The organism is Elusimicrobiota bacterium, assembly GCA_016180815.1.
Taxonomy (GTDB): Bacteria; Elusimicrobiota; Elusimicrobia; order JACQPE01; family JACQPE01; genus JACPAN01.
Window position 1 is genome coordinate 43998 of record JACPAN010000016.1, and the last position, 21280, is coordinate 65277.

23 protein-coding genes and 1 tRNA gene are annotated in these 21280 nt (G+C 54.9%); 10 read left to right on the forward strand and 14 right to left on the reverse strand.

Annotation, left to right across the window (positions count from 1 at the left end; translation table 11 throughout):
* Nucleotides 1-38 precede the first annotated feature (38 nt).
* A complete protein-coding gene (locus HYT79_09190) occupies nucleotides 39-518 on the reverse strand; it encodes a redoxin domain-containing protein (protein ID MBI2070759.1) in 480 nt (159 codons plus the stop codon).
* A 43-nt stretch (nucleotides 519-561) separates the two neighbouring features.
* Here HYT79_09190 and HYT79_09195 point away from each other — a divergent pair, with 43 nt between their 5' ends.
* Complete coding sequence (locus HYT79_09195) at nucleotides 562-1740, forward strand: class I SAM-dependent rRNA methyltransferase (GenBank protein MBI2070760.1); 1179 nt, start codon at nucleotides 562-564, stop codon at nucleotides 1738-1740.
* A 2-nt stretch (nucleotides 1741-1742) separates the two neighbouring features.
* On the opposite strand, the gene HYT79_09200 is transcribed toward HYT79_09195, so the two are convergent.
* From HYT79_09200 to rsmD, 10 genes are all read right to left on the reverse strand, one after another.
* Complete coding sequence (locus HYT79_09200; protein MBI2070761.1) at nucleotides 1743-2435, reverse strand: hypothetical protein; 693 nt, start codon at nucleotides 2433-2435, stop codon at nucleotides 1743-1745.
* A 131-nt stretch (nucleotides 2436-2566) separates the two neighbouring features.
* Nucleotides 2567-2639: transfer RNA gene (locus HYT79_09205), tRNA-Pro, on the reverse strand.
* Nucleotides 2630-3295 carry a recombination protein RecR gene (gene recR, locus HYT79_09210; protein ID MBI2070762.1) on the reverse strand — a complete coding sequence of 222 codons (666 nt, stop codon included), beginning with the start codon at nucleotides 3293-3295 and terminating at the stop codon, nucleotides 2630-2632. Before recR ends, HYT79_09205 begins: the two co-directional genes overlap by 10 nt.
* Nucleotides 3296-4954 (reverse strand): DNA polymerase III subunit gamma/tau, encoded by a 1659-nt coding sequence (gene dnaX, locus HYT79_09215; protein ID MBI2070763.1) that lies wholly within the window; start codon nucleotides 4952-4954, stop codon nucleotides 3296-3298. It lies immediately after the preceding gene.
* Nucleotides 4941-7208, reverse strand: coding sequence for an AsmA family protein (locus HYT79_09220; protein MBI2070764.1), 2268 nt, complete (start codon nucleotides 7206-7208; stop codon nucleotides 4941-4943). The genes dnaX and HYT79_09220 overlap by 14 nt, the downstream gene beginning before the upstream one ends.
* A 181-nt stretch (nucleotides 7209-7389) precedes the next feature.
* Nucleotides 7390-8403: a tetratricopeptide repeat protein gene (locus HYT79_09225; protein MBI2070765.1), complete on the reverse strand. Its 1014-nt coding sequence runs from the start codon at nucleotides 8401-8403 to the stop codon at nucleotides 7390-7392.
* The gene (locus HYT79_09230; GenBank protein ID MBI2070766.1) at nucleotides 8343-9071 is read right to left on the reverse strand and encodes a PD-(D/E)XK nuclease family protein; all 729 of its coding nucleotides are present in this window, start codon (nucleotides 9069-9071) and stop codon (nucleotides 8343-8345) included. The genes HYT79_09225 and HYT79_09230 overlap by 61 nt, the downstream gene beginning before the upstream one ends.
* Nucleotides 9072-9086: 15 nt before the next feature.
* A complete protein-coding gene (locus HYT79_09235) occupies nucleotides 9087-10013 on the reverse strand; it encodes a C40 family peptidase (GenBank protein MBI2070767.1) in 927 nt (308 codons plus the stop codon).
* A 34-nt stretch (nucleotides 10014-10047) separates the two neighbouring features.
* Nucleotides 10048-11316 carry a D-alanyl-D-alanine carboxypeptidase family protein gene (locus HYT79_09240; GenBank protein MBI2070768.1) on the reverse strand — a complete coding sequence of 423 codons (1269 nt, stop codon included), beginning with the start codon at nucleotides 11314-11316 and terminating at the stop codon, nucleotides 10048-10050.
* Nucleotides 11313-11906 (reverse strand): 16S rRNA (guanine(966)-N(2))-methyltransferase RsmD, encoded by a 594-nt coding sequence (gene rsmD, locus HYT79_09245; protein ID MBI2070769.1) that lies wholly within the window; start codon nucleotides 11904-11906, stop codon nucleotides 11313-11315. Before rsmD ends, HYT79_09240 begins: the two co-directional genes overlap by 4 nt.
* A gap of 63 nt (nucleotides 11907-11969) precedes the next feature.
* Between rsmD and HYT79_09250 the strand changes: the two genes are divergently transcribed.
* From HYT79_09250 to HYT79_09265, 4 genes are all read left to right on the forward strand, one after another.
* A complete protein-coding gene (locus HYT79_09250) occupies nucleotides 11970-12281 on the forward strand; it encodes a peptide chain release factor-like protein (GenBank protein ID MBI2070770.1) in 312 nt (103 codons plus the stop codon).
* A gap of 71 nt (nucleotides 12282-12352) precedes the next feature.
* Nucleotides 12353-13375 carry a hypothetical protein gene (locus HYT79_09255; protein ID MBI2070771.1) on the forward strand — a complete coding sequence of 341 codons (1023 nt, stop codon included), beginning with the start codon at nucleotides 12353-12355 and terminating at the stop codon, nucleotides 13373-13375.
* A 30-nt stretch (nucleotides 13376-13405) separates the two neighbouring features.
* Entirely contained in the window at nucleotides 13406-14272 is an 867-nt protein-coding gene (locus tag HYT79_09260; protein MBI2070772.1) for a hypothetical protein, read from the forward strand.
* The gene (locus tag HYT79_09265) at nucleotides 14229-15179 is read left to right on the forward strand and encodes a diacylglycerol kinase family lipid kinase (GenBank protein ID MBI2070773.1); all 951 of its coding nucleotides are present in this window, start codon (nucleotides 14229-14231) and stop codon (nucleotides 15177-15179) included. Before HYT79_09260 ends, HYT79_09265 begins: the two co-directional genes overlap by 44 nt.
* Nucleotides 15180-15229: 50 nt before the next feature.
* On the opposite strand, the gene HYT79_09270 is transcribed toward HYT79_09265, so the two are convergent.
* From HYT79_09270 to HYT79_09280, 3 genes are all read right to left on the reverse strand, one after another.
* Nucleotides 15230-16318, reverse strand: a complete 1089-nt coding sequence (locus HYT79_09270) for a hypothetical protein (GenBank protein MBI2070774.1) — start codon at nucleotides 16316-16318, stop codon at nucleotides 15230-15232.
* Between the two features lie 102 nt (nucleotides 16319-16420).
* Entirely contained in the window at nucleotides 16421-16918 is a 498-nt protein-coding gene (locus HYT79_09275) for a hypothetical protein (protein MBI2070775.1), read from the reverse strand.
* The gene (locus HYT79_09280) at nucleotides 16919-17722 is read right to left on the reverse strand and encodes a hypothetical protein (GenBank protein MBI2070776.1); all 804 of its coding nucleotides are present in this window, start codon (nucleotides 17720-17722) and stop codon (nucleotides 16919-16921) included. It lies immediately after the preceding gene.
* 202 nt (nucleotides 17723-17924) lie between these two features.
* Between HYT79_09280 and HYT79_09285 the strand changes: the two genes are divergently transcribed.
* The 5 genes from HYT79_09285 to HYT79_09305 all read left to right on the forward strand — a co-directional run bounded on the left by HYT79_09285 (nucleotide 17925) and on the right by HYT79_09305 (nucleotide 21268).
* Nucleotides 17925-18437, forward strand: a complete 513-nt coding sequence (locus HYT79_09285; protein MBI2070777.1) for a hypothetical protein — start codon at nucleotides 17925-17927, stop codon at nucleotides 18435-18437.
* A 35-nt stretch (nucleotides 18438-18472) separates the two neighbouring features.
* Nucleotides 18473-19069 carry a hypothetical protein gene (locus HYT79_09290; GenBank protein MBI2070778.1) on the forward strand — a complete coding sequence of 199 codons (597 nt, stop codon included), beginning with the start codon at nucleotides 18473-18475 and terminating at the stop codon, nucleotides 19067-19069.
* A gap of 146 nt (nucleotides 19070-19215) precedes the next feature.
* The gene (locus tag HYT79_09295) at nucleotides 19216-19353 is read left to right on the forward strand and encodes a hypothetical protein (GenBank protein MBI2070779.1); all 138 of its coding nucleotides are present in this window, start codon (nucleotides 19216-19218) and stop codon (nucleotides 19351-19353) included.
* Nucleotides 19354-19401: 48 nt separating this feature from the next.
* Nucleotides 19402-20259: a hypothetical protein gene (locus HYT79_09300; GenBank protein ID MBI2070780.1), complete on the forward strand. Its 858-nt coding sequence runs from the start codon at nucleotides 19402-19404 to the stop codon at nucleotides 20257-20259.
* Nucleotides 20249-21268 (forward strand): PHP domain-containing protein, encoded by a 1020-nt coding sequence (locus HYT79_09305; protein ID MBI2070781.1) that lies wholly within the window; start codon nucleotides 20249-20251, stop codon nucleotides 21266-21268. Before HYT79_09300 ends, HYT79_09305 begins: the two co-directional genes overlap by 11 nt.
* Nucleotides 21269-21280 lie beyond the last annotated feature (12 nt).

Below are 21280 nucleotides of genomic sequence, written 5' to 3' on the forward strand. Positions count from 1 at the left end.
CCTCCTTAAATTATTGAACGGAAGGCTCTTATTATAGCCTACCCAAGCTTTTTCAAGGCTTCAAAAATTTCAGCGTCTTCGCGGGCCGTAGTGATGGCCGGCTGCACCTTCACCCAGGCGACGTTGCCCTGCTTATCAACGATAACGGTCGCGCGTTGGGCGAAATTCTTATCGGTCAATAAAAGCCCGTACTTTTTTGAAACCTCGCGCTGAAAATCGGATAACAGCTTATGGCGAAAGTCCATCACCTTGGCCCAGGCCTTGAGCGTCCATCCCGAATCAACGGAAATCCCCAGCACCTCGGCGCCGGCTTGGGCGAATTGATCAAAGTCCCGGCTGAAGCACTCGTTTTCCTTGGTGCAGACAGGGCTGAACGCCAATGGAAAAAAAGCCAGCACCACGTTTTTCTTCCCCTTGAAATCGGATAAACGGATATCCTGGTCGCCCTGATCCTTTAAACTGAAATCCGGGGCCGGATCACCGACTTTGACCAAATCCTGCGCGGCAACTGTTGACATCGACATTGTTTAACCTCCAGTTTGATATGCTTCATCCTACAAAATGAATTATCCGCAAATCGTCTTGAAGCCGGCCGAGGAGCGCCGCATCATCGGCGCCCAAGGCCATCCCTGGATATTCTCCAACGAAATCGCCGAATTTTCGCCTCAAGCCGAGGCGCCCATCGTCGCCGCCTATTCACGAAGCGGCAAATTCATCGGCCTGGCCCTGTATAACCCCAATAGCTTGATCGTCGGACGTGTTCTGGCGAGAAGCGAAATTAAAATCGACGTTGATTTTTGGACAAAGCGTTTGGGCGCGGCCTGGGTGCTCAGGCAGCGATGGTATCCGGAGTCAACCATGTTTCGATGGATTTTCGGCGAATCGGACCAATGCCCGGGCTTAATCATTGACCGCTACGGCGATTACTGCGTGATGGAAATTCTATCCAAGGCCCTGGAAAGCCAACTGCCCCAAATCCTTGAGGCCTTACTCGGCGTCTTCCCGGCCAAAGGCGTTTTATTGAAACGCGACAACGGCTTAAGAAAACTCGAAGGCCTGGAATTGGGCCCGCCCAAAATTTTATCCGGGCAAGTGCCTAAACAGCCCTTCGAAGCGCCCATGGACGGACTGGTTTTTCTCGTTGATCCCTGGGAAGGCCAGAAAACAGGATTTTATCTCGACCAACGCGATAACCGCGCCTTTTTAAGACCTCTGGCCGCAGGCAAAAGAGTCCTTGATTGCTACGCCTATACCGGAGCCTTCGGTTTAACGCTGGCTAAGGCGGGAGCGCTGGAAGTCATCTGCATTGATTCCTCCGAGCGAGCCGCCGACATTTGCGCCCAGCAAGCCAAGCGCAACAATCTTTCCGAGCGCATTAAAATCATTCATGCGGATGCGGAGTCCTGTTTGGCCTCAGGCGCCGACAAATTCGATTTGGTGCTCATCGACCCGCCGAATTTGGCCCCCAACAAGAAAAGCGTGGGCGCGGCCGGACGCAAGCTGGAAAAAATCACGGCCCTGGCCATGGAGTTGGTGGATAAAGACGGATTTCTGGCGGTGTCGATTTGCTCGCATCATATCAGCCTGGACACTTGCCTGGAAACCCTCAGGCAGGCGGCGCGGAAAAGCCAAAAGGCGTTCCGCATCGTGACCGTGCGTTCCCAGGCTCAGGATCACCCGGTCCTGCTTCAAATGCCTGAGACGCAATATCTAAAATTTATTCTGTTGGAACGGGCCTAGGCTTAAATACAGCCTCTGGCCGTGGGATGAGCCCGGCAAGCCCGGTCCATGTCATCCATGGCCTTTTGATAAGCCCTCTGCGCGCGCTCATGAGCGGCTTGATCGCGGGCCAAATTGGCGGCTAGATTATCATCCGCCAAATACGCCAAAGCGTTTTTGATGGTCCCCCATTCACTCGTGTTTAGGATATCATCACGGATGCTGTAAGCAAAAAGGCTGGTATCATCGATCAAGGCAGTCAATTGCCCGGCCGTGACCCGTTCTCTGGTCGCAGCAGCAGGGACATGCAAACCATTGTATTCGCTGTTAAGCTCGCCGACAGCCTCGCCGACTCTATCAATAGAGACCCGCAGGGGCACAAATCCGCCCGAGCGCTTATAAGCCTCAACCTCGCTGATGACCTGAGCGAGCATGGCCGCCGCCAATTGATAATTGGCGTCAAATTCGATTAATCGCCCGCGCAATTCGTCAACACTGAGCGCCGGGCGCACATAGAAGGGATTGACGCAACCCTTTTCCTCCATGCAAAAACGACGCTCCTCATACCTATATAGATCGCCGCGGCGCGCGGCGTTTTCCGCGTTGGCCATCGCGGTTTTGGCTGTTTTGGACAGCTGGATAATTTCAGGAACCCCGGCTTGAGCCGAAAGGCAAAAAACGAATGCGATCAAGGCGGCGAGCGTCACATTTTTCATATCAACCTCCATGGTCCATAGACCATGCTTCTAGTGTGACTGACGTGGGTTAAATTGAAAAGGGACTTTAGGGCTGAAAAATGAAAACTTTAGACCTACTCAAAACAGAGACTTTGGTCCCATGGTGAATTTCGGGGCAACAGGATTTGAACCTGTGACCTCTCGGTCCCAAACCGAGCGCTCTACCAGCTGAGCTATGCCCCGATAACGGACGATTTCTCGCCGGTCACCGGCTTAACGGAAATTTCCATGCGGGCCGCCAACGCCTGCTTGAGCGTCGCCGGATCGCCGTATTGGACTTCCCCGCCGAACGGGATGCCCACGCCGATGCGCGTGATCCTCAGGCACGGAAAATTCTTCTGAATTTCACGCACCAGATATAGGCTGGTCAACTCTCCGGATGTATCTTGATCCAGAGCCAAAATAATCTCGCCTAACTGCGCATCCTCTTCAAGGCGCAGCCATAAAGCCTTCAGCGTCAAGGGGGTTTTTCCGCTGGTCGAGACTTCCTCCATCCGCGCATCCAGACTGCCGTGAAGAACATGGTAAAGCCCTCGGTAACTCCCGCTGGCCTCGATGGCGTCGACATCCTGGGGATTTTCAACGACGCAGAGAACGCTCCGCTGGCGCGAGGGGCTGGAGCAAATCGGGCAGCGCACGGCCTCGGTCAAGTCCTGGCAATGTTCGCAGCGGATGACGCGGCTTCGGGCCTGGCGCATGGATTCAATCAAACGCAGGAAATCCTTCTCCTCGATGGAAAGCAGCTTCAGCGCCATGCGTTCGCTTTGGCGGGGGCCGACATGCGGGAATGAAAAACGCAAGGCTTGAGCCAGCGTGTCCAGGGATCGCGAACGGCCCATTTAGGTTTTCTTAAATCGCTTGATTTTGCCGCCGAAGACTTTCGCTATTTTTTTCAAGTCTTCGGGCACTTCCACCGGTTTTTCCTGGGGGACGGTTTCGGGTTCGCAGCCGGCATCGGCGGGCGATCGGGAGGCGCCCGGCGCATCGGCCCTCATGCTGAAACTTAATTTGCTGTTTTCACCGGCCAAGCCCCGCCATAGGGCCGAAATTTGATCCCAATTTTTTTCAACGCCCAAAAAATTGAAACGGCCGGTCACTAAAAGCTCGTAACCGGCGCCGGGTTTGATCTGAAGATCGGCGTCTCTCATGTAAAGGCCCCAATTTTTTTCCTGCATGGCCTTGCTCAAACGATTCAGCAAAACCTCGGGCGTCAGGGCGGCCGCAAGATCGGGCGCGGGGGACTCTTGCGCGACGGCGCCTAAAGCCGCCGTCGCCGCGATAGGCGGCGCTTGCGGTTTTTTAACCGGAGGCGGCTCGATGGGCTTATCCCCGGCAACGGGAGCGGCTTTTGGCAAAAGCGCGGGGCGCGCGGCTTCCAGGCGGGGTTCAACCGGCGCCGCCGCGACCATGGGCGCGCCTTGATCACACAGAGGCTCGCCCTGATTCACCAAAAAACCGGCGAGCCCGACCTCGCAAGCTAAAATCGGATCGGACGCAAAACGCAATTCCCCCTGGAGCTTTAAAATATGCTCGCAAAGCATGTACAGACGCCCGGCGGAGTTCTCCACCCGGTTTTTTTGGAGCGTGTTTAAAAGCGCCGCCGAGGACTCTCGAAACAAACTCCCCAGCAATTGAGCCGGGGAGTGGCCCTTTTGATACAAAATCTCCTGGATCAACCGCTGCGTTGATTCAAAGTCGGCGTTGACGGCCAACGCCTCAACCAAGGCCGCGGACATCTCGCCTTCGACAAAACCCAACAGCTGGGTCAAATCCCGGCGCTCGATGGTGACGTCTTTGGAACCCGCCAGATTCAACAGCTGTTCCAAAATACTCAACGCATCCCTGAGCGAGCCCCCCGCGGAGCGGGCGATTTCATCCAGAGCGTCGGCGGCCACCGCAATTTGCTCGCGCTCGATGACGAATTTCAAGCGTTCAACGATTTCCCCCACCGCAAAAGCGCGGAAAGGGAAGCTTTGAGTCCGCGAAACCACGGTCGCCGGGACCTTGTGCAATTCGGTCGTCGCCAAAATAAAAACCACGTGATCAGGCGGCTCTTCAAGGGTCTTAAGCATCGCGTTGAACGAGGCGGAAGAGAGCATATGCACTTCGTCGATAATGAAGATACGGTAGCGATCGCGCGCCGGCGCCAAATTGACGGTATCCAACACCACCTCGCGGATATGATCCACCTGGGTATGGCTGGCGGCGTCGATTTCCATGACATCCAAGGAACGGCCCCCGGCGATTTCGCCGCAGGCGGCGCACTCACCGCACGGTTCCCCATCGGTGGAACGTTCGCGGCAATTCAAGGCTTTAGCGAAAATGCGCGCGGTCGACGTTTTACCCGAGCCCCGGGAGCCGTGGAAAATATACGCAGGATGAATCCGGCTGGAGGCCACGGCATTGAGCAAAGCCCGCGAAACAGCTTCTTGGCCGACCACGTCCCGGAAAAAAGCCGGACGGTATTTAAGCGTCAGAGAACGGTCATTGAGCGCCATTTTTTCGATGGAAGATTTTATCCAACAGTTGTCTGGTCGTTTGCCTTAAGGCGGTCAGCTGCTCGCTGATCTCGCTAAGCATATCTTTTTTGTGGCTCAAGACGGGATAGACAGGAGGTTTTTTAAGCGGCCCCTTGATCTTAATATGCAGGTACGGGTTGCCATGCTCATCCATGAACGCGTCCGCCAACGGCCAGCGGATTTTTTCGCGCGGCATGCTGATGGCCACCAACAAGTTGATCTGATCCTGCGGAAAATTAACCATGCCGCTGACCTGCACGTTGCTCAAGGGCCCCCTGACCGTGATTTTTTCAAGATTCATCCGGCCTCGCTCGAAATAATAATCGCTTTGCATGGATTCCATGGGGATGGATTTAAAATCCTGGCCGTCGAGTTTGAGGATGCCCCAGTCATTTAAATCCTCGGTAATGCGCAAAGGATAAACCAAAAATTTCATGAACGGCGCGCGTTGGACCAAATCAGGCACGCCCCTTAAAACTCCTGAAGACAAATGAACATGAATTTCCCCGTCAATCGGAGGGTCGCGCTGATTGCTGATGCCCCGTAGATCAGCCCTGCCCACCAGCTCCCGGCAAGCCAAAAACGTCGTATCCGCCCGGGCCAGCGTCAACGCTCCGGCCACATCCAATTCCCAAAAAGGCCGGGGCGAACGAAACGCCAGGCGCTCGACGCCAAGCTCGACGCTGCTGATTTTGTCTTTCGGATTGTTCAAACGCGCGCCCTGCAAGCGTAAATTTTGACCGCTCAAATTCCAGGATCCGCCCTTCCCCCAGAGGCGCAGCTCGTCGGCCTTAATCAACCCTCGGGTGATCCGAAAATTCTTATCCATGAAAGGAAACAACGACGGCAGCCCCTGAGGATAACACGTCAACGAAGAAACGGTCAGCTCCCAATCCGAAAGTTCGGAAGAAACCGGAACCGGCCACGGAGCTTGGGCCGACGGCCATTCGGGGAACGCCTCATCGTCGTCTTCCTTTTGGTCCTCGATGTCCGGTTTAAGGAGAACCTGGCGCCGGAAAATAAACGCCAAATTTTTAATGCCGCCTTTAGCCGCTTCGGCGAATTCAAACTCCACCTTGCCGTTTAGGTGATAAGCCAGAGTCGCCGTCGACGCAACGACCGGGCCGGATGAACCGGGGGGTTTAGGCAGGGGTGCGGGCAGAGTCCACCGTCCGTCAACGCTCATTTCAAAGGGCACACGGGCTTTTTTCTGGAATCGATCCCCCCAAAAAACGCCGAGTTCCGTGGCCGTCACGTCAACGCTGAACATATGCTTATCCATTCCCAGATTGAGCAAAACTTGCCCCTGGCCGTCCATTGTCAACGGCGCGCTACCGTGGCCCATCTCAAACTTGTCGAACCCTGCGCTGATTTTTAACCCGGCGCGCGGACGAAAAGCGGACTCGAGCGTTCCTTCCGCCGAAATTTTCCAAGTGGCGGCCTCAATTTTGAACTCTTTCAAACTGGCGTTGGCTTGATCCAGGTTCCAGCCGCCCGCGTTGACCCAGCCGTTCAAGTGCACCGCCATTGTCGAACGCGACAACAGCTCGACCCACTGGTTTTGCCCAACGGCGGCGACGGCGCCGGTCGACGGGCGCTCAACCTGCGCCTCAAGAGAAAGAAAGGTGGAAAACGAGGCGTTGGGAGAGAATCCCTTGGCCCTAAGGACGACGTTGTTGAGCGTCACCGTGGGAATTTTCCCTAGTTCGTCTTTTAGAATGAAATTAGTCCGGGACAGCTCGATATCATCGATATCCAAATAACCGCCGGCGCCGTTTGACGAGGGTTCCAAATTAAGCACTTTGGGACCCTGCGGACGCCGGGCAATATGTTGAATATTCCAGCGGCCCTTGGTATTGCGCACGAAGCGAACCTTGGCGCCCTCGAGCTTCAATTCATCGATGACAATGCGCCCCAAAAGAAGATGGACGAACTTCGGCTCAAGCACCAAGCGCTCGCCCTCAAGGAACGTGCCTTCTTTAAACGTCGGGTGTTCGGAAATTTTAACGTCCTGAAAATCGATCTTGCCCAGCAGGCTCAGATGAGCCTGGCCCACAAAAATCTGCCGGTGAAGGGCCTCGGAAATCTCAGCCAAGGCCCAGGAGACGATCGCATCGACGCCGATCACTCTGGTGACCACGATCGGGAACACCGTAAGGATGACCACGCCGCTCAATAGAAAAGCCCAAAATGAAGACCGAACGACGTGCTTTAATCCCCTCTTTTTACGCATGGGCGGAAGTATTGTATTAGAACTGACACGGAAAGTATCGTCGGCAGCGAAACAATTTTTCGGGAGCCGAGGCCAGGCGCCGCGAGGTGCGGCGTGCCTGAAAGGCACGTAAGCCTCGCGGCAACGCAGCCGCAGGCCACGAAAAATTCGTTGCAGCCCGAGGAGACTTTCCGTGTCAGTTCTAAGACCGGTGGGCTTCGCGCAGGGCCGCGATGTCGGTGACGCCAAGGGGAAGGCCGGCCCAGACTTGGCAAAGCGCAAGCCCCCGCCGGTCTTTTGTTTTTTTGAAAAGACCCAACGCGCGCTTTAAATCGCGGCCGGCCTCAGAGCGACGGCCCAAGGCTCTCAGGCAAACGTAGCGGCCCCAACACACATAGCCTTCGTTGACCGCGTCGCGCAAACGCCGGTAAATCCGATGGGCGCGATTGTAATGAGCGACGGCCCGGCGAAAACGCCCAAGACGTCTTAAGGCGTTGCCTGAACCGCAATTGGCATAAGCCAAACCATAAGGATCGTCTTTTTCCCGCTGAAACAAGGCGAGCGCGCGGCGATAATAGCCCAGCGAAGCCTGCGGCCGGTTCATCAGCCGGGTGACGCCCGCCAAGCCGCTCATCGCATAAGCCAAACCGGAGGCATCCCCCGTCGACTCAAAAATTCGCGCGGCGCGATGAAAAAAGAAAGCCGCCCGGTCAAGCTTCAGCAGCATTCTTAAGGCGAACGCCAAATTCCAGCAAGCGTAGCCCGACAATTGACGGTCTTTTGTCAGCGCCCGATGCCCGATGACGCCCGTCAGCGCGGCCGCCGCGCGCTCATGCTCCCCCAATGTCCGCCATAACGCGGCCTGCCGGATTTGAGCTTCCAGCCTCAATCGCTCATCGCCGGAACAACGGGCCAAGCGCGAGGCTCTCCTCTCCACGGAACAAAGAAGGCCGCGACGCTCGGGATGAAGCGCCTTCAAATCCTCGAGCAATTCCCAATAAGCCTCCAGTTCGAGATCGGGCATTTTTCCGCGCCCGGCCATCCGGGCCAAAGCGCGCGCCGATTCGGCCCCCCGGTGATACCGGCCGCCGAGCCTTAGGGCGCGGGTTTTATCCAACAGCTCGCTTAAACGCCTCCTGCGCGCGACGGCGATCATCATGTCTTGGAGCGCTCCGTCGAATACGCGCAGCTTCGCTTCATTTCGCAATAAGGACAATAGCGTCTGTCGGGATCAAAAAATCCCTGCTTGACTTTCAGGGCCACGTCCTCAAGCGCGCGGCGAGCCTCAAGCCACTGTTGCTTCCCGCGGCTGACCTCGACGGCGCGGCCTTGAGACACGAAAAAAAAGAAAAGCTTAAGCGGTGAAAGCCCAAGCGCCTGCTCAGCGGCGCGGCTGTAAATCGTCATTTGAAGATCATCGGCCAGGCGCGTTTCGGCCCACGGCGCGGCATGGGTTTTATATTCAATCAAAGCAAAAGAGCCGTCCGGCATTTGATCGATACGATCCATGATGCCGATGAGTTTCAAATTCGACTCCGGCAAAGTCAGCTCGAAATTTTTCTCAATTTCCTTGACTCGGCCCGGCCATGAGGCGGCGATATCGCGCAGATAACGCTCCAACAGTTCGCGGGCGCGGTCATAGAAGGCCAGTTCTTCCTCGGCGTTGCGGTACCCCGCGCGGTCCCAGACCTCATCCAAAGCCGCCATGGCCGCCTCGCCGCCGGAGGCGGCGCGTTGATGATAAAGCTCGAGCGCCTTGTGGACGGAAAGCCCCAAACTCGCCTCCGGCGAAGGCGGCGCTTTCCAATCGTCGATAAATTTTAATTTGTAAAGCCACGGGCAGTTGAGATAAGCGCGGACCTTGGTGTAGGAAATCTCAAACACGGAATGATTCCGGATTCATTCGGGGATATACGTCCCGAAATAAACCCGGTAAAGCTCGGTCCGGTCGCCCCAACCCAAAGACTCCGGCGTCACGCCCAGGCGTTCCTTGAGCGTCGTTTCCCGGACACCGTCTTTCTCTCCGGCCGCTTCGATGATTTTTCCGTCGCCGGCGTAAATCATGACATGGCTAAAATTCTCCGGATCCTCCCGCGTCGATAAAAAAATAAGATCGCCGGGTTTAAGGTTTTTGGCCTCGATACGCCGGGATTTCAAAAACTGCTCATGCGCGTCCCGTGGAACATCCAAGCCGTTGATCCGGTAGCTCAAATAAACGAGCCCCGAACAGTCCACTCCGGTCATCACTTTCTTGTTTCGTTTATCGTAAAAACTGCGCCCGCCCCAAAAATAGGGGCCGCCCAAAAAACGCCGGGCCGTGTCCACGATGGAAGAACGGCTGCCCTCGTGAATGAAGGGCAAATCGCTAAGCATGCGAATATCGCCTGTTCGAACCCAGCCCCGGCGTCCATCGGCCAAAAGAACGCGGCTCCATCCTTTTTTCGACTTTTCCGCCTCAACGATCACCAGACGCGTGCCTAGGGATAATTTCGCGAGGCGTCCGGAAAAAAACGATGTCCCTTTTTTTAGTGCCGCATAACCGGCGATGACCACGGCATTAGGCCGGGGGAACTCCGCCACCTCAACAAGCGCCTTACGCTGGACCCAGCCGGGATAACCCTCCCAGCGGTGATTGTGGGTAAATTCCTGCTGTTCGACGGCCTCGACGCTAACCCAACCGTCCTTCTCTTCATAGGCCAGCACATGCTCGCCGAAAAGCAATTGAGTCTCCTGGTCGAAATCCTGTTTTCGATCCAACGCGCGGGGCTTGGGCTCCTTGCGCAAATCCGCCACCGCCGTGATCACGACCATTTTTTTGGGCGTCAAGGCATTCTCCTGCGCATCAGCCGGGACAACGCAGCTAAAAGCGAGGCAAATTCCAAATGCCGGCGATTTCACCATAAACTTTTTCAGGCAATTGAACGACGACGGGTTTTTTGGCCGGATCAAGCCATTCCACGATGAACTCAATGTCTTTTTGGGCGAACGCCGTGCAACCTGCAGTGCCGGAATTCTTATCCTTCCAGATATGGAAAAAAATGCAAGATCCCCGGCCGGGCTTCGGAGGATTGCTGTTGTGCTCAACGATGATAAGACGGCGGTACAGATCGTCTTTTCTAAGCATATCTTCGGCGGACGACCAGTCCTGGGGCCCTGATTTTAAGATCACGCGGTTGTAATAGCCGGACTTGGGATCATCCACGCAGATCAAATCGGGCGTCGCCTGAGCGTAGGGCCAGCGATGGTCAAACGGCAGGCGTTGATCATAACCATAGGCGTCGACCATGGCAAAAACGCCGGCCGGCGATCTTAGGTCTCCCTCTCTTTTTTGAGGCTCGCGATCAATCTGAGGATGAAGCCCCAAACCCCATCCTAAACCCTTCCGGCCCAAAACAGCAGGCATGGATTTGACGCGGCGCCAACCCTTGGCCGAGCGCTCGAATAAATAAACCTTGGCCGCGGTCTGATCCCAATCCTTGGCCCCAACGACGATCAACTGACCGGCTTCGTCAATGGCCGGGATGCGCTCTAAGGGCAAATCCATCACCGGATAATTCTGCCATCCTTTATAGTCGAAATGCCACCATTCCGTGTCAAGACCGATAAATCCATGGCGGCTCATCACCACTTCAAGAAGACGCCGGTTGGCCTTCTCCTCTTGAGTGACGTCTTCAAAATTTCGATGCGCCTTCTCGGTAAAATCGTCATAAGCCGTGGGCATGGGCAATTCCCTGCCCAGGGCATCGACCAGCGTCAAATCCACGGCCGCGCCGCGATTATGGCGGGAACCGTTGGCGGGATTCGCCACATAGCGTTCATCCGGAACCTTGGCCCAAAGCTTGTATTGGACGGCCAACGGCCGGTAGCAATCCCAGACCTTAAGGCCAAGCCGGCGTTTCTCGAGTTCGCGCTGAACCTTGGCCAGAGACTCGGCCGCGCGGGTCCACAGAAGGCAGCGGCTTTGCGGATAAAGCGCCTCGCCGACAAAATTGTCCTTGGTCGCGTAACGAATATCAACGCCGACGGTCGGGGCAGCGGCTTGAATATCGATCAGGGATTCGGCGGGCAAGGCTAAGCTCGGGCTCAGCAGCAAAACCATCGCATGAGCCAAGCAACGGATTTTGTTCATGGTTCAAATTTTAAATAAGTCAGCATGGATTCGCCGAATTTTGCCTTTTTTATTTCATGGAATCCGCCGGGCCAGGCGGCCATGGGCTCCTTTTGATGATGTTGGCACACGACCCAGGCTCCGGGAGCCAGCAAACGCGCGGACCCGATTTTTTCAATGGTCGGGACAGTCATGACCAATACCTGACCGCGCCGGTCCTCGCCTAAATACGGCGGCGCGCAAAATACCAAATCAAAAAGAAAATCCGGTTCAAGCTTGGACCGTAAAAAAAGAAGCGAACCGCCTAAAATATCTCCCTGCAAGATCAAACTTTTTTGCTTGGCGCCCAACTTATCGATGTTTTGTTCGATCAGCCTCAATCCTTCCCGGCCTTTTTCCACAAAAACCACGAATTGGGCACCCCGTGAAAGGGCTTCCAAACCCACGATGCCCGAGCCGGCGTAAAGGTCTAAAAAATTGCTGCCCATGACTTTGGGACGGATGCTGTCGAATAGGGATTGCCTAATCCTGGAAAGAATAGGGCGGATCATGGAATCGCGCTTAGGCGCTTTCAGGCGCCGTCCCTTGGCTGATCCCGCGATAATTCTCATATCAAACGAGGCACATAAAGCATTCTCATTAAGCATAGCTATTTTTATAATTCACCCATGGACATGATCTTCGGCGTGAGTCCGGAAAAAGAAACCGCGCTTCGGGCCCGCATGCAGCGCCTGGGCATCCGCGAGGCGGAAATCGAAGAACATTTTGTGCGCTCAGGCGGCAAGGGCGGACAAAACGTCAACAAAACAGCCACCTGCGTTTACTTGAAGCACCGCCCCACGGGCCTTGAGGTCAAATGCCAAGAATCCCGCTCCCAAGCAATCAATCGATTTCTGGCGCGGCGCATCCTAACGGATCTCAAAGACAAACATCATCAATCTTTGAAAAAAGAGCTCCGCCACGGCGTCCGCCGGGATGATTTTTAGGCCCGCCCAAAATTATCAAATTGACCCTTGAAAAAATCCCAAACAAACCTTAAGCTCCTAGCAGGATGACCATGAATAAGGTGTCAGGCGTCCGGCGCGCGTTGATCTTCTCGATATCGGCCGTTTTGCTGGCCAACGGCGCCCTGGAGGCCGCGAACAAAAAAGCCAGAAAGGCGCCCGCAACCGCCGCGCCGGCCGGCGAAGACGACGTCTATGTTCCCGCCGCAGCCCATGAAATAGACCAAATCGAATTAAAGAGCCACCAAAACCTGAACAATTACGTCAAAAACCTGCGCGCCCAATATGAAAATCAGCTTAAAGAAATGGCTCAGTCGCGGGACCTGGAGTTAAAAGCTGCGGCCGCGAAATTTAGTTTCCAGGCTCCGCCCAGGGAGACGGGATTCTGCGACAGAATCCCCAAACTTCCCTCCAGCGAGCATGAAATTTATTACCCCGACGCCTCGCTGTTGATGCGCATCGAAGATTTGCGAAGCTTTCAAAATGCCGTCAACACCATCCGCATCCGCTACGCCAATAAGGCTAATAGAATACGCGATCAATACACGCATGATATTCAAGAATTCAAAGTCGCCGGAGAACTGACCAAGCCGCTGACCTTCGCTTTGCCCAATGCCAATGACACGGGGATCGCCAATTCCTATGCCGCGGTGCGCGCGGCGGCCACGGGATTGGCCAAAGATGCCAGGAATCTGGAAATGAGCGTGATCGACGTTCTTAAAAAGGTCGGGCAAGCCCAAGGCGCGCGCATCCGGCCCAAGACGTTTTATTCCCAGGAATCACGATATCTTTGCCTTGAACGGATTTACGGACGGCTTCAGGGCCTTTCCGCGGGCAAAGGCGGCAAAGCGGACGTCGATAATGCCATCAGGCGCGCTAAAGAAGTCCTGGAGCAAGCCCGGCGCTTCCTGGAACCGCCCAAACTTCAGCATACCGACACGGATCGCGGTCCAGTCCCCAATCAAACCGCCGAGTACGATGATGAACATTTCAGCCACGAAACCCACGATGAGCATCGATATGATGAGCGGGGATTCGACGACACATACACTCGCGAGCCGGTTCATCGACACTAACTCCCCAATTGCGTATGCTGGACATTCACCATGCTTTCCCCTCTGGTATTCGCCCACGGCTTTCTGGGCTTTAAAGAAATCGGAAAAACCGCCTACTTCAACAATTTAGACGGGCATCTCAAGCGGCGATTCCCCGGGCGGCCCGTTTATTTCACCCAGGTCGATCCCGGCGCCTCCATCGAACGCCGCGCCGGGCAAATCAAAGCCCAAATCGTTCAATGGCTGGCCCGGCCGCAGTTGCAACCCCGGCAAAAAGCCCTGCTCATCGCGCATAGCATGGGCGGCTTGGACGCACGTTTCTTGATCAGCCGCTTGGGGGGCCATGAAATCATCGGCGCATTGGCTACCATCGGTTCCCCCCATTGGGGAACGCCATTGGCCGATCTCGCGGTCAAAGCCAAACAACACTGGCCCATCGTTGAGCTTGAGGCATTGATTGATGCGCGCGCCTGGATTCACGGCGAACGCTGGCTGCGCGACTTGGTGCTTCCCTTCGAGGGCGGGTTGGCGCAAATGACGCCCGACGCCATGGAGCGTTTTAATCAAGAAACGCCGCAAGCCGGCGGCGTCATTTACCTCGCTTTTGCCGGAGCAGCCTCGCCTTGGGCCGGGGGCCTGATGCCGCCGGCGCTTCAAATCCCCCATCATTTTATCAGCCGCTACCCCCATGCCAAAGCCGGCGGCCCCAACGACGGCTTGGTGGCCCAAGCATCGGCCCTGGGCCAAGGACTCGGCTTCGATTATGCGGAAACCGTGGAGGCCGATCACTTCGCCCAAATCGGCCACAGCTTTAGTTTAATAGCCCAAACCGTCCGGGCTGCGACGCGCTCGGGCTTCGATCATTTGGCCTTTTATGACCGTATTATCAACGAACTTGACCGAAGAAACCATGATTGAATCCGTTTTTGACATCAAAAATTCAAAACTACTGTGCATCATCAACCCCATTTCCGGGCAGCGAAAAATCGCCTCTTACGAAGAAACGGTCAAACGCTTATTGGGCCCCAAAGCCCGGTCCTTGGAAATTGCCCATACCAAATTCCGCGGCCATGCGGCTGAAATCGCCCGGCAAGGGGCGGATGAAGGCCGGATTATTCTGGTTGTCGGCGGCGACGGCACATTCAACGAAGTGGGCTCTGTTTTGGTCAAAACCAATGCGGTCATCGGCTTGATCCCCAAAGGATCAGGCAACGGCCTGGCCTGCGAATGGAAAATCCCCCTTGAGCCCGAAGCCGCCTGTAAAGGTCTCCTCAACTCCAAGATACTGACTATTGACGCCGGAAAATTCAATAGCCGCTATTTTTTCAATATCGCGGGTATCGGGCTGGACGCCCAGGTCGGCTGGGCCTTCGATAAACATCCGACCAGAGGAAAACTCCCCTATTATTACCTAACACTCAAGGAAATGGCCTTTCATAAAATGCCGGCCATAGAGGTTACAATCAACGGCCATGAACGCGTCATGAAACCGCTGTTAGTTGCATTCGCCAACGGTAAACAATACGGCGACGGCGCTGAAATCGCTCCCAAGGCCTCAATGACGGACGGACTGCTGCACGCCGTTATGATTCCCGAGACGCCCATTTGGAAAGTGGCGATAGAGGCTTCCCGACTTTTTAATAAGACCATGGACCAATGCTCATTCGCCGAAACGCTGACCCTCAAGGAAGCTGTTTTGCATTTGCCCGAACCATTGCCCTATCATCTCGACGGCGAGCCTTTTTGTGATGCCCAGGAGATTCGCGTCGGCATTCTCCCCGAAGCCTTAAGGGTTTTGGTGCCGCAGGATTACCCGCTGAAATAGCGTTCCGCTCTGATCACCTGATTTCTTTGCTTGAACGTGGAATAAAAATTCTACGGGCAGGGCGAGCGATGGACGCCGCCGAAGACATCCGCCGAGGAAAGCTGTGCGCAATCGCCGACTTGAGCATCGCCAAAAACCAAAATAGAGCCGTAAACTCTGGCGTTGCCGCCGATCTGCGCCGTGTCAAAAACTTGCGCTTCGCCGTAAACCGAGGCCTCATCCATAATTTTCGCCTCGCCTGAGATGACGGCCTTGCCGGAAACCATAGGATTGGCTCCGTAAACGCGGGCTTTCCAAAGAATCACGGCTTCGTCAAAAATTTTCGCGTTGCCGTAAATCATGGCCTCGCCGCTGATTTTGGCATGGCCCTTGACGATGGCGTGATCGAAAATTTTGACTTGGCCTTTGACGCTCGAATATTCATGCACCTGGGCATAACCGCCGACCTGCGCGTCATCGGCAAGCACGGCCAATCCATGCACTTGGGCGCCGTCCGCAATCAAAACTCGGTCAGAAATAACAGCCTCTCCAAAAACTCGCGCATCGTCACGGATGTTGACGTGACCGGCAATTTTCGGCCGGCCGAAAATCCAAACTCGATTGTTGATTCTCGCTTGGCCGCCGATTAAGGCTGCGCCGTCTATTTTCGCCTCGCCGGAAATCGTAGCGCTGTCCGCCGCCTGCGCGTAAGCGATCACCTTCGCCTGTTCTTTGACGACGGCACCCCCGAACACGCGCGCATAGTCCCTGATCTCGGCGTTGTCGCTGACCTGAGCCTGACCGTAAACTTTAGCCTCATCCAAAATTTTGGCGTTGCCTGACACTCGGGCATGGCCGAAAACAACAGCCTGGCTATCCACATAAGCCGTTTGATCCACTCTGGCCGTTGCCGCAACCCAACCCCCGCCGTTGCCGTGCCGGCGAGCGGCAACGGGGCCGCGGCCGTCGTCAAAATCAATATTGACGATGCGACGCTTTTGCACTCGAAGCGATTGTCCGGTTCGAACCCGAACTCCCTGATCAAAAGCTCCGCTTGAGTCAGACCAATCGCTATCGCTGGACTGGGCCGACAATAATCCGGCTCCCAAAAAAGCCGCCCATAAAAAAATAAAAAAAGGTTTCAATGATGACTGATTCATAATGCCTCCATCAACTCAATTAATCCCCGTTTAAGTTATGGAGCATACCACATCACATCATCCGCTTTTATATTGAGTTACGCTCCTGAGGCAAACCACATATCAAAGAGTCTCGATCCAACGGCCGAGCACCACAAGCTCGGCCGCCACAGCCAACGCCGTCACTTCAAGGGGGATGACGGCGGCTGCCGTCCAGCCCATGGCCGCCGCAGACAAAAGCCCGGCGGCCAATGTTCCCCCAATAAGAAGAACGGCCAGGGCAATGGCGCCGACCTTAGGCCAGTTAAATTGGAACCCTCCGGATGATTGATTATATTGAGCAGCCGGACGCCACGGAAGATAAGGCCCGTCCCAGGACAACCCGGACGCAGACGGGTCGGCTCCCCGTGTCTTCAAAAACGGTGTCTCCAGTCGAGCAAGAAGCAGACCTTCTTGCTTGTTTTTTCCCCGATCAAAGATGCGCATGAGTTCTTCGGCGCCAGGGGCCTCCCCGCCGTCTTCGGCATAAGCCGGCAGAGCAAATAACCCGTATAGGATAAGGGCGGACACCAGAGGGCCCTGTCTTAAAAATCCAACCATGGTCGACACCAAATTTCTCATTTAAGGTTGGCAGCAAATAACACCGGTCCCGTGGCTATGGCAGCCGTTGTCAAAGCGGGATGACGGCGCCTGATTTGTCTGAACCGGCCATTCGCCGCCGTCCGTCTGACCGGAGGCCTGATTGGCAACCTGCTGATTATAAAAACCGCCTTGCCCGGGCCTGCGCACGCAGTCGTAATCCGCCGGACGCCGATGGCCGCCGGAAAACCCCGCGTCCGCCCCATCGACATTCCCTGGAGTATCAGGAGTTTTAGGCAAAACCCAAGGGTTCAGCATTTGCACTTCCCTGCGGCCGTCCTGTTTGGGTTGATCAATTTCCCGCCAAAGCCTGCTTCGCTGCTCGGTTAATTTATTGATTGTGTTCATGATTTCCTTCTGCCGCTCGCTCAAATCCGTGGCTGTGCGGCCGACATCACCGCGCGAGCGGTTCAATTCCTCACGATAGTAATCCAAGGCTTGCTGAGTTTTTTGCAATTCCTGTTCTTGGGAGGTCCCGCCGTCGGGCCTTGCCTTGGACCATTCTCCGCCTGCCGGCACCACCGGCATCGTCCCTAAATGGGGATCGGAATCTTGATGAATGCATTGTGTTCCCCGGCAGTTATTCGTCCGGCCTTCGCCCAACGATAATCCGGCGCTACCGCCGTCAAAAGATGATTGGGCCTGCCCTGCAGCATCGGCCTGCCGGCGAAGCTGCTGTTTCACAGTGGCGCAAGTGCCATAACCATCGCTGGTTTCAGCCTTTAAGAACACGGCAGCCATAAAAATTGTGACCAGCGTCCCTAAGGAAACTCGTTTAATCTTCATCGTATTGTCCTCCTATCCCAACTCGGGCCTCTCCCTGCCTATTAAGATGACAAAAAGAACGATTTTTCTCTTGAGTCTTGGGGGTTAAACAACCGGGACTTTGGTTTGGTTTCGTGCGGCTCTCCCAAACGACCACCGGAGGTAACTTCTAATTAATAGCAAGGAACAAAAATTCCATCGGCAAGAAAGGAGACGGCCGGCGATGCTTAAAAAGAAAAATTTAATCTTCCTATCGACGCTGTTTTTAATCCCGGCTCTATCAGCCACGGTTCAAGCAAATTCCGGTTATTTGGACGTTGTTTTCGAAAGTTCAGCGCGAGGTCCCAAATTGCAATTTAGGCCTCAAGAAATTACGGCCTTGATTGACAATGACGCTTCGCCGATGCAAGCAGTGCGCGCCCAGGTCAAGGGTTCATGGAGAAGCCCCGGCAACAAGAACCCTGTTCTGCTTCAATATACGGGCATGAATATTAACGTTTTAAACTCTGCGGGGACGCAGGCTTACCCCGGAGTAACCTTGCGTTTGACGCCCAATACCGAAGCCTCGATCCTGAAATCCGCCAGGCCGTCGCGCTTATCGTTAAACGCCCGCCATGTTTTGGACGGGGACATAAGACTCGAACGAGGAATGCAGGCGGTCATCACCATTTTCGTGAAGCTGGGCAAAAGGACGGGCAGAGTTATTCTTCCCAATGTCGCTTTCCGCTATTGGTAAATCTGATCCCGGTAAAAACAACAAGGAGAATGCAAATGACGCAAAAAATAAAAGGATTATTGGCAGCCGCCGGCTTTTTTGTTTTGGGAGAAACAAAAATTCTGGCTGCTGACAACCGCGATTGGCAAAACTGGTCAATCGTTTCAGCCGTTCATGATCGAGCCGCCTTGCCGCGCTTTGTGCAGGCCACGGCCGCAGCCGCTCCTGCGAGCGTAACCGTTTCGCTTCCGGAAAGCCCGGCGCCGGCGCGGGTGTCCATCATGAACCTGACTGAAAGCCTGACCCAACGGCTGTCCGCCGTTGATCAGGAAATGACTCAATTAAATCAACGGGAAATCACTCTACTGGGCGCCGTCAATTATCGAATGAACAGGCTATGCCGGGGTTGCGGCTGCGTCGAAGGCCCCCAATTTACAAACCTAGCCGCGCTGCTCGAATACCACAAGGCCTCCGGAGGCGCCAAGGGCCTGCTGAAAGAAATCGAAAGCTGGCATTGGAAACCGGCCATGACCGTAGCCACGGTGATCGCCGAAGCAAACGTAATCGTTGGGCGGCGAAATGAGCTTCACGCGGAAAAAGAAAACATTAGAACCATGCTCAATCAACTGGTTGAGCCCATGAAACAGCAATAGCTGGGGATTATAAAGCCAAGCGTAAGGCCCGGTGAATGATCGGACGAAAAATAAGACCCAGTTTAGAAAAGGATAATTTTTCGTAGCGGCCGGCCAAGGAACGGGGGCGGGTTTTTGACATCCGTTTTGCCGGAACGCGGGTGGATATGGCCAAACTGGAGGGCTGTATCTCCTATTTTCGGGACGCCATTCGAACCGTCAACGCTTACACAACGCTGGAAGAAACGGAAAAATCCGCGCTGATTTTCATCGAAGGCAAAATTCTGAAGCTATTCGATTTCTGAATCAATAATGAATCATGATGAGTCAAATTACTATCATGTGGTGAAACCATGGTAACGGCATTCTCCCGCGTCTTCGCCAAGCTGCGCAAAGAAGCGGGTTTTGAAACCGCCTATCAGTTTTTTCACAAAAACGGCGGCGCCAAAGTTTTCAAATGCAGCTTCCCTAATTACCTGCGCATCGAGAAAGGGACGCATTTGCCCCAGCCCAAACGCCTGCCGCTTTTATGCACGCTATTGAGACTCCCCCTTAAATCGAACGAACTTAAAGAACTGATCCTGGCGTACCTGACGACATGGCTCGGTTCCAAAGACTTGACGGATTGGGTGCTGGGTCCATTCACAAACGGCGTCGGCCAAGCCATGGCCAGCGATCCCGGCGCTCAAGCGCTTCGCAAAGTCATCCGCGATTCGGCCCAGCCTCTGGCCTTGGCTCAATATGAAACGATTATGAAAAACCGGGCCAGTTATTGGTGCTACCGGGTTTTAACCAGCGCCAAGGAGCCTTTCGGCGTCCAGGAATTGACCAAACTGCTCGGGCTTAGAACTGATGAAATCCAAACGGCTTTGACCGCCCTGGAAAAACAACTGATCGTCAAAAAAACTAAAAACGGACGATACGAGAGCCCCCTGGCCGGACAATTTCTGGTCTTCCCGGACTCCAATTTGATTTCCAAGGGCATGATGGACCGGGTTTTCCAATACAACGCGGAAATGATCAAAAAGAAAGGCGAGCTGCTTGATGTCCGCTATTGCGGCGTGAGGGCCGATACCGGAAAAATACAAGGCTTCGTCCCTCATTTCCGCGACGCCATCCGCAGCGTCAACGCCTACGCTGTCACCGAAAAAACGGATCAATCGGCGCTGGTCTTCGTGGAAGGACGGGTTTACAAACTTTTTGATTTCTAAACTTGCCCGGCGCTTCGCCTTAACCCTGTTCCTGACGTCCTCATTAACGGGATGGATTTGCGCCCAAGACTCCCGATGGTGGAAAGGCAATATCCACACGCATACTTTGAATTCGGACGGCGATTCCTCCCCTGGCGAAGTCGCTCACTGGTACCGGGATCACGGCTATGATTTTTTGGTGTTGAGCGATCATAATTACCGGACCGCAATCGATGAGCTGCAAAAAGAATTCGACCGGGAAACGAGCGTTCAAAGCAAAGGCTCCTTTCTTTTTATTCCGGGCGAAGAAGTGACGTCAAGTTTCGACAAAATCCCCGTTCATACCAACGGCGTGGACACTCAACACAGCGTCCAGGTTCCCACCGCCACGAGCAAAACCGGGCTTCTTCAGGCCCAAGTGGACGCCATTCACGCGGCCGGCGGCGTAGCGAGCGTCAATCACCCGAACTTCCGCTGGGCGCTGACCGCCCGCGATCTCGCGTCGTTGCGCCACCTCAAACACTTTGAAATTTTCAACGGCCACCCCCATGCCAACAATTCGGGTGGAGGGGCCTATCAAAGCCTGGAGGAGATGTGGGATGAGATTTTGAGCAATGGCATCCGCCTCTTCGGCGTGGCCGTAGACGACGCGCATCATTTCCAGGTTTGGGGGTCGCAATACGCCAATCCCGGACGAGGCTTTATCATGGTTCGGGCCGCAAGCCTAAGCCGGGAGGCGATCCGCCAAGCTTTCGAAAACGGCAATTTTTACGCTTCAACCGGGGTGCTTCTGGATAATATCGAAATGGCTGCCGGGACTCTCTCCATCCGAATCAAAGCAAACGGGGACGCGGCCTTTCGAACGTATTTCATCGGCGACAACGGACGCGTTTTAGGCCGCTCGACATCACTGACGCCGTCTTACACCCTGAAAAAAAGGGATGACTATGTCCGCGCAAGAATCGTATCCAGCCGAGGGGAATACGCCTGGACTCAGCCCTTATTCCGGAACGAACGGCCGTATCCATAGAGGAACAGTTTG

Bases quoted from the DNA above. Each gene is read 5' to 3' on its own strand.
- HYT79_09290 (MBI2070778.1), top strand. From the start codon at position 18,473: ATGACGCAAAAAATAAAAGGATTATTGGCAGCCGCCGGCTTTTTTGTT.
- HYT79_09220 (MBI2070764.1), bottom strand. From the start codon at position 7,208: ATGCGTAAAAAGAGGGGATTAAAGCACGTCGTTCGGTCTTCATTTTGG.
- HYT79_09280 (MBI2070776.1), bottom strand. From the start codon at position 17,722: ATGAAGATTAAACGAGTTTCCTTAGGGACGCTGGTCACAATTTTTATG.
- HYT79_09240 (MBI2070768.1), bottom strand. From the start codon at position 11,316: ATGAACAAAATCCGTTGCTTGGCTCATGCGATGGTTTTGCTGCTGAGC.
- HYT79_09195 (MBI2070760.1), top strand. From the start codon at position 562: ATGAATTATCCGCAAATCGTCTTGAAGCCGGCCGAGGAGCGCCGCATC.
- recR (MBI2070762.1), bottom strand. From the start codon at position 3,295: ATGGGCCGTTCGCGATCCCTGGACACGCTGGCTCAAGCCTTGCGTTTT.
- HYT79_09285 (MBI2070777.1), top strand. From the start codon at position 17,925: ATGCTTAAAAAGAAAAATTTAATCTTCCTATCGACGCTGTTTTTAATC.
- HYT79_09270 (MBI2070774.1), bottom strand. From the start codon at position 16,318: ATGAATCAGTCATCATTGAAACCTTTTTTTATTTTTTTATGGGCGGCT.
- dnaX (MBI2070763.1), bottom strand. From the start codon at position 4,954: ATGGCGCTCAATGACCGTTCTCTGACGCTTAAATACCGTCCGGCTTTT.
- HYT79_09275 (MBI2070775.1), bottom strand. From the start codon at position 16,918: ATGAGAAATTTGGTGTCGACCATGGTTGGATTTTTAAGACAGGGCCCT.
- HYT79_09265 (MBI2070773.1), top strand. From the start codon at position 14,229: ATGACCGTATTATCAACGAACTTGACCGAAGAAACCATGATTGAATCC.
- HYT79_09190 (MBI2070759.1), bottom strand. From the start codon at position 518: ATGTCAACAGTTGCCGCGCAGGATTTGGTCAAAGTCGGTGATCCGGCC.
- HYT79_09255 (MBI2070771.1), top strand. From the start codon at position 12,353: ATGAATAAGGTGTCAGGCGTCCGGCGCGCGTTGATCTTCTCGATATCG.
- rsmD (MBI2070769.1), bottom strand. From the start codon at position 11,906: ATGAGAATTATCGCGGGATCAGCCAAGGGACGGCGCCTGAAAGCGCCT.
- HYT79_09295 (MBI2070779.1), top strand. From the start codon at position 19,216: ATGGCCAAACTGGAGGGCTGTATCTCCTATTTTCGGGACGCCATTCGA.
- HYT79_09300 (MBI2070780.1), top strand. From the start codon at position 19,402: ATGGTAACGGCATTCTCCCGCGTCTTCGCCAAGCTGCGCAAAGAAGCG.
- HYT79_09250 (MBI2070770.1), top strand. From the start codon at position 11,970: ATGATCTTCGGCGTGAGTCCGGAAAAAGAAACCGCGCTTCGGGCCCGC.
- HYT79_09200 (MBI2070761.1), bottom strand. From the start codon at position 2,435: ATGAAAAATGTGACGCTCGCCGCCTTGATCGCATTCGTTTTTTGCCTT.
- HYT79_09260 (MBI2070772.1), top strand. From the start codon at position 13,406: ATGCTTTCCCCTCTGGTATTCGCCCACGGCTTTCTGGGCTTTAAAGAA.